Here is a 15,385-nt window from a genome sequence, read left to right on the forward strand (position 1 = left end):
TATAATCCATTCTATGTATGATTGATCATACCAAAGGAGAATACGATGAAAATTATTTTTATACGTCATGGTCAAGGGAAACATACCTTATCTCCACCAGAAAGTCTACATATGTACCATCCCTCTTTAACTGAAAAAGGAAAACAACAAGCACAGCAATTAGCACACACATTCCCTTTACATACCGATGATACGATAGTTATAAGCCCTACTCGACGTACGATTCAAACTTCTCTGATCTGGTCACAAAATATATCTTGTACGCTGATCGTTCATCCATTTGTCGGTCCACGAATGTTTCCTTTATTAGCACCAGATCAAGCTTATGGTTGTGATCAAATACTATCTTTACATCAAATAAGATTAGATTATCCTTGGGTTCGTATTGCGGAATACTCACAGCACATATGGACAAACGGAATAAATACAATCAGTGAGCAAGAATTCAGCACAGTTGCAGATCAGTTTATCACATGGTGTCGCCAACAAGACCAACCTAGAATCTATATTGTCACGCATGATGGAACAATCAATGCTTACCGCTCCTATTTCGGAGAATCAGTCACCCGTCAGCATTTTTTACAAGAATCTCAATCTTATGTATTACATATATAAGTATGCTAAATCGTACTCTTTATTAGGCATGATCTACGCTGTAAATAACATTGCTCAAAAAAGAATATTTATAGGTTGCAATCTTGTTTAGGGTGCTTTAAGATAATGGTGAAAGAAAATAATTTTCTCTATATATAATTACAAAATAAAAATAATTTTCATTAAGGAGGATTAAACTTGTCTCCTATTTTGCATATGTTGGAGCAACGCATCGAAAGTTTATCTCCTCAAGAGCGCCGACTGGCTCATTATATTTTACAACAACCTTCTACTGTGATCCGTATGGGGATTACACAACTAGCTACTCAATGTGGTATTAGTCCTGCTACAGTTACTCGGTTTTGCAAAACGTTCCATTTCGAAGGATTTCCTGATTTTAAAATGAAGTTGGCTAGTGAATTAGCACAACAATCGATTCCAAGTTCTTATCAAGATATTATTGCAGGTAATCCGCTAGCAGAGATTGTCAAAGCGATAGAAACCAATCATATTACATCGATTAATGATACAACCCGTCTTCTGGATCTACCTAAGCTTGAACAAGCTATCGGTTATCTTACCCGTGCGCGTCGTATAGATCTGTACGGTATTGCAACTTCGTCGATCGTAGCACAAGACTTTTATCAGAAATTAATTCGGATCGGTAAAAACAGCACATCGTTCTCTGATTCTCATATGCAGATCACTTCTGCTTCTACCCTTTCTTCAGAAGATGTAGCTCTAGCGATCTCTTATTCCGGGGAAACGAAAGAAACGATTGATGCTCTTTCTTGTGCCAAAGATAATGGAGCCACTGTATTATCACTTACTCAATACAGCAACAATAAATTAGCTTCGATGGCGGATATTGCATTATTCTCTTCGTCTCTTGAACAAGGAGTACGCCGCGGGGATATGGCTTCACGAATCGCTCAGCTTCATATTATTGATATTTTGTTTACCGGTATGATCAGCGCTCAATTTAATGATTCTGTTGCTAAGTTGGAACTATCTTATAAAAATGTGCAACGCTATCGTAAAGACTCGGGAGGTTTTTAATAATGGCTAATGTAATCAAAGTGACTCATGAAGAAGATTTTCACAAAGTAGCTGCTCATATTGTCGCTAGTCTGGTACAGACTTCTCCTCGTGCAGTATTAGGGCTTGCTACAGGAGGCACACCTGTAGGACTGTATCGTGAATTGATTCAGATTCATAAGCAAGGATTAGTTAGTTTTGCCAAAGTGAAAAGCTACAATCTGGATGAATATGCAGGTCTGCCTACCGATCATCCTGCTTCTTATCGTACATTTATGAATGAGCATTTATTTAACCATATTGATATTAATCTTGAAAATACACATGTACCAGATGGACAAGCGACTGATCTGGATGCTGAATGTCGTCTATATGATGAAATGTTGTCGGAAGCCGTTATTGATCTACAAGTGCTAGGTATTGGACATAATGGTCATATTGGATTCAATGAACCCGATGATAGCTTGAATCCTGCTACTCATGTGGTGACTTTATTAGAACAGACGCGAGAAGCCAATTCTCGTTATTTTGATTCGATCGACGAAGTGCCTGCACAAGCGATTACGATGGGTGTCGGTAGTATTATGAAAGCCCGTCAAATACTATTGCTCGTACGTGGTGCAGACAAAGCCGAAATTATTCATCGCGCAGTTACAGGTCCGATTACAACCCAATGCCCTGCTTCACTGTTACAATTGCATTCCAATGTTACGGTGTTGCTGGATGCTGAAGCCGGGAGGTTGTTTCAGTAATGCCGATCTCAACAGACATAACTCATTCATTTCAAATTATTCATGGGCGTGTGGTAACACCTACACATATTATTGAAAATGGAACTGTGCAAGTACAAGATCAAATGATTACGTATGTGGGTTCAACAGCCAATGCTCCTATATGGCAACACCAGACTACATACGATGCTCAAGGTGGCTTGGTGATTCCTGGCTTTATTGATATTCATGTGCATGGTGGAATGGGTGCAGACTTTATGGATGCTGATCCACAAGTATTGGACACGATTACTACTTTTCACGCTAGTCAAGGAACAACTGCTATTCTAGCTACGACGATGACAGCACCTCATGCGGATATCGATCATGTATTAGAACAGGTCTACAATTATATGCATCATGGACAAATGCCAGGTGCTCAAGTCGAAGGTGTTCATCTGGAAGGCCCATTTATCAGTCCGAAGTGGCCGGGTGCTCAAAATCCAGAACATATCGTATTACCGAATATCGAATGGTTAGAACAATGGGAGGCACGTTATCCCGGGCTGATCAAGCAACTTACTCTCGCTCCTGAGCGGGAAGGTGCTTTGGACTTGATCTCATGGTTACGTGAGCATGGAATTACAGCCGCTGCCGGACATACAGATGCTTCTTATGAAGAGGTTATAGCTGCTGTAGAAATGGGGCTTAATCACGCAGTTCATACATTTAATGCCATGACTCCACTGCATCATCGCAAACCAGGAGTCGCTGGTGCTGTACTAAGTACTCCTGCTATTCATGCTGAAGTGATAGCCGATGGCATTCATGTTCATCCTGCGGCGGTTGCTTTGCTAGCACAGTTAAAGCAAGCCCATAATCTTATTCTGATTACCGATGCAATGTCTGCGGCTGGACTTGGAGATGGTCAGTATATGCTTGGCGATCAGCCTGTAAATGTGATCAATGGAATAGCGACATTACCGGATGATAGTGGAACACTAGCAGGTAGCCGCTTAACAATGATCGAAGGTTTCCGCTTTTTGATCCAGCAAGCAGGTCTATCGATTATGCAAGCTTCTGCTGCCGCAAGTGGTAATCCTGCTCGTGAACTAGGCTTGTATGAACAGACAGGTAGTCTAGATATTGGCAAACGTGCTGATATACTGGTGCTGAATCCAGAAATGGAATTACAGCATATTTTTATCAAAGGATTGCTCAAATCTTATCGTTAATATGCAATAGATAAGCAAGTTCTCCAGGTATAATTACTAGAGAACTTGCTTTTTTAGTGCTCTTTACTCTCAAATTATTATTTAAAGATAAACTATTGATTAACTTTTGGTCATATGTTATATTCTGAGTACCATTTTTGATGAGACAGGAGTTTACTTTCATGAAAGAAAAACGTCTACAACATCTGGAAGATTATATCCATTCGGTAGGGACCGTCTCTTTAGATGAACTTTGTGAATATTTTAACGTTTCTAAAAATACAGTACGTCGTGATGTAAATCAGATTTTAGAAAAAGGAACGATTCAAAAAGTATACGGCGGTGTTACGTCAGTCACTCCTGCTTTGATCCCATTTGAAAATCGTGATCATACCAATCATCCCGAAAAAGTAAAAATCGGCAAACAAGCAGCGGCATTGGTACAAGATCAAGATTTGATTTTTATCGACTCCGGTACAACCACACGTAATATTGTTGAATTTCTTCCGTCCTCTCAACAGTTAACCATTTTGACCAATAGTCTGGATGTGATCAATGCGGCTGTTGCTTTTGAAAATATTACATTGATTACGATCGGTAATCGCTACAAACGCAAAACCAAATCGTTTGTCAGTATTGATGATCTACATATTTTAGATAAGTACAATATTAGTAAAGCTTTTATGGCGGCAACTGGAGTATCTATTGCACATGGTTTGACGAATTCAGATATTTTGGAATATGAAATAAAAAAGCGAATAGCTGAAAAAGCACAGTCTGTCTATTTACTTGCGGATGCTTCCAAATTCGGCAAGTCTACTCAGCTTACGTATGCTCCTTTGCAAGAGGTCGATGTGCTAATTACTTCTGGCACCTTATCTGATGAATATCATTCGTTCTGTCGGGAGCATCAGATTGAATTATATATTTGTAAATAAACGATCCAAAAAAGACAATTCTTTTTTCTAAGTTATGATTAGAGAAAGAATTGTCTTTTTGCTATAAAATATTATTTGTTCTGCTGATTGGATCATTCATAAGTATCTGCTATACCGTGTGCATCGCCTGACCACTGGTACCAAACTCTTGCATTTTATTTTGAACTACTTGTTGGATAGCTTCTGTACCGGGTGTAAGAATTTGACTAGGATCGTAAAGTTGAGGATTCTGGTTCAGCACTGTACGTACAGCTGATGCCCATGCCTGAATACATTCAGTATTAACGTTAATTTTGGCATGCCCTAATTCGATTGCTTGCCTAATCTGATGCGCTGGAATACCTGAACCTCCATGTAACACTAACGGTACACCTGTGAGGTCGGCAATATGTTTCATTTCAGCAAATCCAAGTACAGGTTCTCCTTGATAAGGACCATGCACAGAACCGAGAGCAGCGGCTAGTGCATCTACTCCTGTTTCTTTGACCAGTCGATCACACTCAAGCGGATCTGCGTATTGGATACCTCCGATTAATCCATCTTCCATCCCACCAACAGTGCCAACTTCTGCTTCAACTGATACACCAAAAGAACTAGCATATTCTACGACTTCTAGCGTCATCGCTATATTCTGTTCAATAGGATAATGTGAACCATCAATCATCACTGAACTGAATCCATTATCAATAGCTTGCTTGCAGTGTTCTACACTCATTCCGTGATCTAAATGCAAAGCCACCGGTACAGTAATCGATAATTCTTGTATCGACTTATCGACAATAGCTGCTATTAAAGCATATCCTCCAAGAAATGATACCAGTCGATCAGAAGCCGCCAAAATAACAGGTGCTTGCTCTGCTTGAGCAGCTCTAAGAATAGCTTGTACCCATTGCACACCATTAATATTATATTGCCCTACTGCATATCCATCAGCTTGCGCTTGAAGTAACATCTGTTTCATAGATACCGTTCTCAACTTCATCTCTCCTTATTATCATTTTGCATTTAGAAGAGCACATCTTGTTGTGATTTAACTTCAAATCTAGCCTGCTATCCGTAGATCATTAAAAGATAGTTAAAGAAAAATATTAATACTGTTTAGCTGTTTTCAACTTTTCTTGTTGCGCCGCAAAAACACGCTGAATACTTTCATGATCAGATACTTCGGCTACTCCTACATTCCACCAGCTCTCATATCCATGAGTCATCGTTTTCGGTAATACTTTGATCTCAATCAATGTAGAAGATGACTGTTGCTGTGCATCTGCCAGAGCATCTTGCAATTGCTTGATATTGTTCACTTTGTACGATTTGGCTCCATAGGCTTCGGCTATTTTGGCATAATCAATATTTAATATACGGTTGTCTGGCGTACGGAATTCGCACAAATAACTGCCTCCACCGTTCTCCATCTGTAGATTGTTAATACAACCAAAGCCTGCATTATCAAAAAGAATAATATTGATCTTATGATGATATTGAATAGCAGTAACCAACTCGGAATGTAACATTAAAAAACTTCCATCACCCACAATCGAATATACTTCTTGATCAGGAGCGGCTAACTTAACACCAAGCGCACCGGATACTTCATAACCCATACAAGAATATCCATATTCCAGATGATACGTATTGGTAATGCTCGGATTCCAAATCCGTTGCAGATCACCTGGCAACGATCCTGCTGCACCAACAATAATGCTATCTGCCGGTATAGATTCATTCATAGCGATCAAAGCCGTAGTCTGTGGCAATTCGGTCTGAAGTGCGTCTGCATATTCATTAAGTGCCGCTTGATCAAATTGATTATCCACTTCTGGCGTAAAGTCTGTACGGTTAAATGTAATCTGACTTAATCGTTCTCGCTCTTGATCCCACTCCGCTTTGAGCTCCTGTATCTGATTGCCAAATTCACTGGTATATCCTTCCAACAGTGGAGCCAGTTGTTCTAATGTTACTTTTGCATCCGCCACTACTTGAAAAGCATCTAATTTGTACGCTTGAGAACGACTAACATTAATATTCAAAAATTGACCATGTTCAAAATCAAACGCCGTTTTGGAAGAAGTTGCAAAGTCAGTATAGCGTGTACCGATACCAATAATCAGATCAGCTTGCCGAGCTATTTTATTAGCCGATAATGTACCGGTAACTCCTACCCCACCTAGGTTGTTCGCAAATGTATATTCAACAGTCGCTTTACCTGCTTGTGTCTCTACTAATGGAATATGATGCTTTTCAGATAATCTTTTTAATATATCGCCTGCTTCTGAATATTTAGCTCCACCACCGACAAGAATAACCGGATGGCGACTTGCTTTGATCAATGCTACTGCTCCTGTTAATTCACGTGTGGTTGGCAATTTGCGATCTACATAATGTACACGACGAGCAAAAAAGGTCTCATCATAATCATAAGCTTCGCCTTCTACATCTTGCGCAATACAGATCGTTACAGGCCCTGCTTTGGCAGGATCGGTCATCACTTCAAAAGCTCGCAGTAAACTAGACATCAATTGTTCCGGGCGAGTAATACGATCCCAATAGCGTGATAACGGTTTTAAAGCATCATTGGTTGTGACTGCGGCACTGTATTCTTGCTCGATCTGTTGAAGCACCGGATCAGGCTGGCGGGTAGCAAATGTATCTCCCGGTAGAAAAAGTACCGGAATCTGATTGGCAAGTGCTGTTCCTGCCGCCGCTGCTAGATTGGCGGCTCCTGGTCCTACAGAAGTAGTGACTGCATATATTTTTTGGCGTAGCATTTGCTTACTATAGGCAATCGCCGCATGAGCCATGCCCTGTTCATTTTTACCTTGTATCACTTTGAGATGACCGGATTCTTGTTCTAATGCTTGACCGATCCCAAGTACATTGCCATGTCCAAAAATGGTAAATATCCCTTCTACAAAAGGAAATTCGTTCCCATCTATATGGATATATTGCGCATTCAAAAAACGAATTAATGCTTGTGCTGTTGTAAGCCGAATCGTTTGCATTATTTCACCTCGATCTGTATTGTGCCTCTGTCTCATCTGCTGCAATCAATTGTTCAATCTGACTTACTGTAGGCATCGCTTCAGAAGAACTATGCTTGCTAACCACGATCGAAGCAGAAGCACTACCGTATTTGAGCGCTGTAGCAATATCTTTACCTGCAAATAAAGCATACAAAAAAGCAGAAGCATACGAATCGCCAGCACCAAATGTTTTTAACACTTTAGTCATATATGCTTTGCTTTGAAAAACATCGCCTGACTTTGTATACGCGTATGATCCTTCGATTCCATGCTTGATCACAATCAATTGAGGGGTATGCTGAAATAAATAAGCGATCGTCTGCTCATTTTCTCCTATACGATTTTCCAAAATATCAAATTCATCTCGTGTGCCGATGACAATATCTGCTTGTTCTGCAACCAGTGTATAGTAGATCGAGGTCTGTTCTTTGGATGTCCATGTATACGGACGATAATCCAATTCAAAAATCACTTTCACCTGATGCTTGCGAGCGAGGCTCACTGCTTTGAGAATAGCTTCTCGTGAGGGGCTTTGAGATAAGGCAGTGCCTGATACCAGTAGAACGCTTGCTTGTTTAATATAATCTTCGCTTACTTCATCAGGCTCCAGATAAAGATCTGCTACATTTTCGCGGTACATCAGAATACTGCATTCTTCAGGGCTTTTGATCTCGGTAAAAGCAAGCCCTGTTTTGTGACCTGCCTGATCAATCACGACTCCTGTAATATCAATACCTAGATTCTGAATATAATTTGAAATAAAGCGACCATGTTGATCATCTGCAAGCTTACCAATAAACCCTGTTTTGAGCCCTAATTTGGAACTGCCAATCGCGATATTAACAGGTGATCCGCCTACATATTTGGTAAAGGTCATCGTTTCTTCCATAGGACGATTATATTCAGTAGCATTCAGATCAATACATGCTCTTCCGATCGCAATCATATCGAATACACGGTCACTTTTTAATTCGAATTTCATCTGTACTTCCACTCCGTTTCCTTCACAATTTTCGACTTGATGATCTGCTTAACGTTGCAATATCCATTCGTGATCAGGATCGTTGTGGAATTTCCAGATGCGCTTGGGCCCTGCCATAACATTCAGATAATAAGACGTGTATCCATCAGGTACACCTACAGGATGATATCCAGCAGGAACGATAACGACATTTCGATGTTCTACCGCCATCGTCTCATCGATCGAGCGATCATCTGTGTATACCCGTTGAAAAACAAATCCTTGTGCCGGATCGATTTCATGATAATACGTTTCTTCTAATAAAGATTCAGCAGGCAACATATCTACATCATGCTTATGTGGTGGATAACTTGACCAGTTGGCACTTTCTGTGATTACTTCAACCACTAATAGACTATTCACAGTCTGATCAGAATCCGGCAAAATATTATGCACAAGCCGTTGATTATTATATTTACCACGATGTTCTACGCTATTTTCACTAGCTGGAATAAGACGAGTTGGACGTTGTACAGATGAAGGTGAATAACATAATGCTACTCTAGCTACAGTCTCTGCGGTCACTACAAAAGAACGATCATTCGAGATATATACGCTATCTGTAGGCTTTTTCTCAAACACACTTGTTCGTGTCCCTACTCCTGCAAAAGTCTGTTCATGATCACTAACGGTGATTGTACCGGTCACTGCTACAATACAACATTCTGTTCGACCTAATACTTCATCGTATAGTGCACCGGGTTCCAAGTCGATCATTTTGAATCCTACATAATGCAGTGTTGAATGATCTGCGTTGACTTCATGCAAAAGGGTGACACCCGGACGAATATGCTGTTGTTGAGGCTTACGCAATAATGTACTCATCATGTGCCATCTCCCTTATTCAAACGTCGGTGTCACATAACGAGCAGTGACTACTTTTTTGTGCGTGTAAAAGTCTACGCTGTCTTTGCCGTTAGCATGCAATGTACCAAAAAATGAAGATTTCCAACCGGAAAAAGGGAAAAATGCCATCGGAGCAGGTACACCCAGATTCACACCTAACATACCTGCATCTATATGTTCGCGGAAATAACGAATCGCTGACGCATTAGATGTAAAAATACACGCTCCATTTGCAAATTCAGACTGATTAGCCGTTTCAACCGCTTCTTTCAAATGTTTCACTCGAATAATCGATAATACCGGAGCAAAGATTTCATCTTTCCAGATGGTCATGTCTGTCGTTACATTTTCAAAAATAGTCGGCCCGATAAAATAGCCTTCATTCGAAATCTGTTCACGACCATCGCAGACTAATGTAGCGCCCTCACTAATTCCTTTTTCAATATAGCCTATCGTACGCTGCTGATTTTCTTCCCGAATAACCGGCCCCAAAAACACTCCATCATCAAGACCGTTACCGATGGTGATCTCGCCTGCTCTTTCTTTTAACCGTTGTATAAATGCGTCAGCAATGCCTTCTTCAACAGCAACTACGGCACAAGCCATACAACGCTCACCTGCCGAACCAAAAGCAGATGCAATTACATTCGTTACCGTATCTTCAAGATCAGCATCGTTTAATACAATCGTATGATTTTTGGCTCCGGTTAATGCTTGTACACGTTTGAGGTTATTGCTTCCACGCTTAAATACATATTCTCCGACAGGCTTTGAACCGACAAATGAAATAGCTTGCACAGACGGATGATCCAATACACCATTTACGACATCATGCGCGCCGTATACGATATTGAATACTCCTTTGGGTAGACCTGCTTCTGTAAATAATTCCACCAGACGTTTCGTTAATAGTGGTGTGCGTTCAGAAGGTTTGAGAATAAAAGTATTTCCCAGTGCAATAGCCATCGGGAACATCCAACAAGGCACCATCATAGGAAAGTTAAATGGAGCAATGCCACCGACTACACCAATAGGATAGCGGTAATTAACAGCTTCTACATCTGTTGCGATCGAAGCGAGTGAATCTCCCATCATCAATGTAGGTGCACCTGCGGCAAACTCTACATTTTCTATCCCACGCCCTACTTCTCCAAGCGCTTCTGTTAGATTTTTTCCATTTTCAATAGTGATAAGACGAGCTAATTCTTCTTTATGAGTAGATAATAATTGTTGGAAATTGAACAGAATTCGAGCACGACGGGGAACAGCTACTTTTTGCCAGGATTGAAAAGCTTGATGTGCGACTTCAACGGCATAATCAATATCTTCTTTGGTAGAAAGAGGGACTCTGGCGATAATTTCTTTGGTCGCTGGATTATATACATCTTCGTAGACTGTTGTTTTGCTTTCTACCCATTCTCCATTGATATAATTTTTTAACTTTTCTACTGCTCGTGCTTCTGTCATTTCTGTTCCTCCTTTAATCAATACACATCATAAAAGTTAACTGCACTATCCAGATCATTGTTATATTTTGATTCATTTATCACTTTTTGATTATGTTTTGATTAATTTATAGTTAGATATTATTATCAATTTTACCTACAGTCAATCATTTTATGTAACAATACTGCTTTTTGGCAAAAATAAAAACATCTTTTACAGAGTATAGGATCGACTCTATAAAAGATGTTAGTTATCCAGAGTTCGCTAATGTGTATCTATGACATACAGCTTTGAACTTATTGGTGATCAGATGACGAAGTTATCGCTTGCGCGGCTTGAATCACTTGCTTGATCGATTCTGACGGCAACCGATATGCCCATTGATGAGCAGGATCGACCACCTCAATATAAGCAGAGTTATCGGTAGACTGGAATCCTTGATAAGTCTCGGTCACTGTTCGCTTCCCTTCTTTACGAGTAACCTCAAGAGTGAATACAGGCGACTTGGAAGATAGCTGAGAAGCCGGTTGTGGCAGTTGATCGGTTGGAATATTTTTGATACTGTCGGTCAAATTAGAAGCTTGTTCACTACTAATCGAATGACCATTAAATGTCCAGCGATCTTGACTTGGATCTTCTAGATTAGCTTGATGTTTTAAAGTCCACTGATTGTTCTGATCTTGACCTGTCCAGCTCAAAGCTGTCATATATTGATCATCCCAACCGAATGGAGTCGTATCCACGAAACTAAATACAGTCGCTGATAAGTCTGTAACTGTCTGCTGAGATAATTGAATAATAGCTCCTTCATTTAAGCGTGCATAGTAATACCCATCTGTTGGTAATTTGCTACCAATATAGAGCCTATCCTGCTTGCCATCTGTTGATGTAAGTACAATCGTAGGTTGCTTGGTATCTATCCCATATTTGGCAACATCGGTAGGTTGATTTTCGACAATAGCATGTACTGTTGCTGCTTGTAGTGTAGTCAACCAATCTGTAATTGCATACGCATTGGTCGGATAGCTTGAAGGTGTACGCATTTGCCATTGATTTTGTTTATTTTCTAAAGTGATCGATGATGGGGTTGTAGTGGCTTTTGCATCATCTGATGAAGATTTCATTTCGATTTGCTGCACGTTAGCAGGTGTAAATGTAATCCATTTCGCTTCTACAGGAGCAGTCTGATCTTTTTGAAAAAAGTTCTGTGAATAGGCATAGGCTCCACCTAATAGCAAAATCGCCACCATGATGATCGTTGGCATCCATTTACGAAGTTGCACGATCTGCACGACTCCTTTCTATCCTCTACGTCGTCTCCACCATAGTACAATTCCTACAATGACAAATAACAAAGGAAATACAATAACCGTTCCAATAAAAATGATTTTCGCTTGAGATAACGATAAATTAGCGGTCTGGTATTGCTCTTGCACTTGCGGTCGAATCGTAATTTTATTCGTATTCCCCAGTAGATCATTAATACTGTTCAGTGCAAAATCCAAATTCGCTTGTTGTACAATTTCCTGATCCATCATAAATGTAGACCCGCCCAAAATCACAGCTTTCGGTTCACCTTTAGCATCTGTTACAGCAAAACCAAGATCGAATGGCCCTGCAAGGTCTTTGGTATCACGCTCTGTTTTGGATTCTAGTAATCCAGATAGATTCGTTTCTCCATAACTGTTACTTGAAGAAGTCAGTAATGGCGTAGTTGTCCATCCTTTCACTGCTTCTAACTGCAATCCTATCGACAGTGACATCATCGTATACATTTTATTTGCCGCTAATTTGGCTGTAATCTCATGTTGTCTGTAATCTGGAATAATCGTAAGTGGATCGTATAATGAAGTGTCTTTGGGTTCTACCGCTACAGCATGTGTATCTTTGACACCATACATACTCATCAAAGAGTCTAAGTTTTTCCAGCTACTGCTCATTTTTTCATTAAAGCCAAGCGATAAAAATAACTTGCCACCATTGTTCAAATACTGCTTAATCAGCTTGGTTTCTCCATCGCTCAAATCATTTTGCGGCCCAATAATCATCAGCAGATTAGCATCTTTTGGAATTGAACCTTCTTGCAATAGTGACAGATCACTCACAGTAATATGCTCTTCTTTTAAATGACTCATCAGTGTACTCATATCTGTCGTTGCAAATTCATTATGTCCGTTAAGCAAATACGCTTTGTGTGTGGTAGATGAAGATAGCGATAACAGACCTGACGTTAACTTTTCTTCACCGCTAAATTGATAAGATGCACTGGCTTCCGCGCTTTCTGCACTCATATCACTAGCTCCTGCACCATCAGCGAACATATCGTAGACAGGAACAATTTTGGTAGTATCTCCTTTTTTCAATACTACTGCACTTTCGGTAACGCCATATTGCTTCGCAAGTGTCGGATTGGTCAACAGATCATAAGTTTTCACTTCTAGCTTGCTGTTCACTTTATGGTATTCTGCTAATAAATCAGTCACTTCGCGTGTATATACTTCTGCATCCTGTGAATTTAGAAAAACAAGAGCTTCAACATTCTGATCCAATCCTTGAAGGGTGGTGATCGTCTGATCGGATAATGTATATTGTTTGTTTTTGGTTAGATCGACTTGAAATGTTCCGATCGAATTAAGAAATAACGTCAAAATAATAAAAATACCAATAACGGCTACCGAAAATACGACTGCATTTGTACCTTGTATCCATTTTTTCATTGTGCTCACCTCCACCTTTTCCGTTCCACGACTTGTATACTCAGTACAAGGAACAATAACGATAAGGTGAGATAGAACAGAATATCCGGTCCATGCAGTACACCTTTGACTAGATTATCAATTCGGCTGGATATGGAAAAAGGCTCTAGCCATTTCTGAGCGATATCTGAATTCATCGTAAAGGAATCTATAATCCATAATCCTAGCAATAGTACAAAAGCGATCACAGCCGATACCATCTGATGTTGAGACAGACTGGAAGCAAATAATCCGATCGCCATCATCGCAGCGCCTAGTAAAAATACCGCTAACAAAGATAACAACAACATCGGTATATTCATCGTACCGAAAAAAGACATCGTGATCGGATATACCAGATTGCAAGCAATCAATACTAATAACAATCCAAGAGAAGCTAAGTATTTACCGATTACAATCTCGATGACGGTTACAGGGGAAGTCAGTAACAATTCATCGGTTCCCTGTCTAAATTCTTCGGATATCAAACGCATCGTTAATAATGGAATAATAATCAATAACATAAAAATCGTATTGCCCAAAATCAAGCGGTAATCCAGTATACTTGGCTGGTAACCGACAAAACTAACATAAAACATATAACTAGATAGCAACACATAGACCGCTATCGCAAAATACGTTGTTGGATTCAAAAAATACAACTGTAATTCTTTAGAACATATTGCCCACATGCGTCTCACTTGGTTGTGTCCTCCTTCGGTAAAGGAGTATCTAGATCATCCCCAGAAGTTGAATTTACATTAAGATCAGATGGAGAATCGGTTGTTAATTTGGCAAATAGTTCTTCCAGACTCTGACCTTGTTTACGCATTTCCAGTACAGGAATCCGCGCTTCTGCTAATAAAAGAGATAACGATTCTCTAAAGTCTTCCTCATCGATTCCTGTTAATTTAATCGCAATCAATTGCTCTTGTTGTTCATTGGTATGAGAATAGTGAAATTCAGTATGTGCAAAAGCAGCATGTTCCAGTACAGAGCGTACGATTGCAGGCTTCGATTTCACTTCCAATTGCACCTGGAAATTCTGCTGTAACGAATCACCAATATGATCAGCATCGCGATCCAGTACTAATTTGCCTTCATGGATAATTAACATCCGATTGCACAGCATACTGACTTCAGGCAAAATATGCGTGCTCAATAGTACAGTATGTTGTTCACCTAATTCTCGAATCAATTGTCTAATTTCCATAATCTGATTCGGATCAAGCCCGGATGTTGGTTCATCCAAAATAAGCAATTCTGGTTGATGAATAATCGCGCCAGCTAAACCGAGACGTTGCTTGTATCCTTTAGATAAAGAACGGATTACCTGCCGCTCTCTTCCTTGTAGTCCAAGTCGATCAATCATTTCGCTAATTCTTAATTTCTGCTCTCGCACCGATACATCGCGTAAGTCCGCTACAAAACGTAAATAAGAACGCACTGTCATATCTGGATAAAGTGGCGGTGTTTCTGGTAAATACCCTATTTTGCTACGTGCTTGTCTGGATTGTTCGTGCATCGGTAAGCCATCTACCCATATCTGTCCAGAAGATGGGGTGAGATAGCCTGTAATCATACGCATCGTTGTGGTTTTGCCAGCTCCATTGGGACCTAGAAAGCCAACAATTTCGCCCCGCTTCATTTCAAAATCGATCCCATCTACACTTCGACGCTGATCGAACCATTTGCTTACTTGCTGGACTTGCAGCATATTTCGTTCCCTCCCGCTTTTCCCAAAATCCTTTTTACTATAACGTAATTGTTATAAATTCAGCTTAAAAGAAGGTAAAGGAAAGCTTAAAAAAAGCCGCCAGATC

General features: G+C 40.1%; 14 protein-coding genes. 5 read left to right on the forward strand and 9 right to left on the reverse strand.

Annotated elements, in window-relative coordinates:
- Positions 1-45 precede the first annotated feature (45 nt).
- The 5 genes from QCD85_RS16900 (at position 46) to QCD85_RS16920 (ending at position 4,494) form a co-directional block, all read left to right on the forward strand.
- Positions 46-615, forward strand: coding sequence for a histidine phosphatase family protein (locus QCD85_RS16900; RefSeq protein ID WP_301263298.1), 570 nt, complete (start codon positions 46-48; stop codon positions 613-615).
- Between the two features lie 177 nt (positions 616-792).
- Positions 793-1,653, forward strand: a complete 861-nt coding sequence (locus QCD85_RS16905) for a MurR/RpiR family transcriptional regulator (RefSeq protein WP_273613424.1) — start codon at positions 793-795, stop codon at positions 1,651-1,653.
- A 2-nt stretch (positions 1,654-1,655) separates the two neighbouring features.
- Positions 1,656-2,384, forward strand: a complete 729-nt coding sequence (gene nagB, locus QCD85_RS16910) for a glucosamine-6-phosphate deaminase (protein WP_273613425.1) — start codon at positions 1,656-1,658, stop codon at positions 2,382-2,384.
- Positions 2,384-3,577 (forward strand): N-acetylglucosamine-6-phosphate deacetylase, encoded by a 1,194-nt coding sequence (nagA, locus tag QCD85_RS16915; RefSeq protein WP_301263299.1) that lies wholly within the window; start codon positions 2,384-2,386, stop codon positions 3,575-3,577. The genes nagB and nagA overlap by 1 nt, the downstream gene beginning before the upstream one ends.
- Before the next feature lie 161 nt (positions 3,578-3,738).
- On the forward strand, positions 3,739-4,494 hold the full coding sequence (locus QCD85_RS16920; RefSeq protein WP_301263300.1) for a DeoR/GlpR family DNA-binding transcription regulator: 756 nt from the start codon (positions 3,739-3,741) through the stop codon (positions 4,492-4,494).
- A gap of 109 nt (positions 4,495-4,603) precedes the next feature.
- Here QCD85_RS16920 and fba read toward each other — a convergent pair whose 3' ends face one another.
- From fba to QCD85_RS16965, 9 genes are all read right to left on the reverse strand, one after another.
- Complete coding sequence (fba, locus tag QCD85_RS16925) at positions 4,604-5,470, reverse strand: class II fructose-1,6-bisphosphate aldolase (protein ID WP_301263301.1); 867 nt, start codon at positions 5,468-5,470, stop codon at positions 4,604-4,606.
- 112 nt (positions 5,471-5,582) lie between these two features.
- Complete coding sequence (iolD, locus tag QCD85_RS16930) at positions 5,583-7,496, reverse strand: 3D-(3,5/4)-trihydroxycyclohexane-1,2-dione acylhydrolase (decyclizing) (RefSeq protein ID WP_301263383.1); 1,914 nt, start codon at positions 7,494-7,496, stop codon at positions 5,583-5,585.
- A 1-nt stretch (position 7,497) separates the two neighbouring features.
- Positions 7,498-8,496, reverse strand: coding sequence for a 5-dehydro-2-deoxygluconokinase (gene iolC, locus QCD85_RS16935; RefSeq protein WP_301263302.1), 999 nt, complete (start codon positions 8,494-8,496; stop codon positions 7,498-7,500).
- A gap of 48 nt (positions 8,497-8,544) precedes the next feature.
- Entirely contained in the window at positions 8,545-9,360 is an 816-nt protein-coding gene (gene iolB, locus QCD85_RS16940; protein ID WP_301263303.1) for a 5-deoxy-glucuronate isomerase, read from the reverse strand.
- Positions 9,361-9,375: 15 nt separating this feature from the next.
- On the reverse strand, positions 9,376-10,848 hold the full coding sequence (gene iolA, locus QCD85_RS16945; protein WP_301263304.1) for a methylmalonate-semialdehyde dehydrogenase: 1,473 nt from the start codon (positions 10,846-10,848) through the stop codon (positions 9,376-9,378).
- A gap of 275 nt (positions 10,849-11,123) precedes the next feature.
- Positions 11,124-12,110: a DUF4340 domain-containing protein gene (locus QCD85_RS16950; protein ID WP_301263305.1), complete on the reverse strand. Its 987-nt coding sequence runs from the start codon at positions 12,108-12,110 to the stop codon at positions 11,124-11,126.
- 18 nt (positions 12,111-12,128) lie between these two features.
- The gene (locus QCD85_RS16955; RefSeq protein ID WP_301263306.1) at positions 12,129-13,544 is read right to left on the reverse strand and encodes a GldG family protein; all 1,416 of its coding nucleotides are present in this window, start codon (positions 13,542-13,544) and stop codon (positions 12,129-12,131) included.
- Positions 13,545-13,549: 5 nt separating this feature from the next.
- A complete protein-coding gene (locus tag QCD85_RS16960) occupies positions 13,550-14,263 on the reverse strand; it encodes an ABC transporter permease (protein ID WP_301263307.1) in 714 nt (237 codons plus the stop codon).
- On the reverse strand, positions 14,260-15,279 hold the full coding sequence (locus tag QCD85_RS16965) for an ABC transporter ATP-binding protein (protein WP_301263308.1): 1,020 nt from the start codon (positions 15,277-15,279) through the stop codon (positions 14,260-14,262). Before QCD85_RS16965 ends, QCD85_RS16960 begins: the two co-directional genes overlap by 4 nt.
- Positions 15,280-15,385: the final 106 nt, after the last annotated feature.

The organism is Paenibacillus sp. PsM32 (genome assembly GCF_030433815.1).
Lineage (GTDB): Bacteria > Bacillota > Bacilli > Paenibacillales > Paenibacillaceae > Saccharibacillus > Saccharibacillus kyungheensis.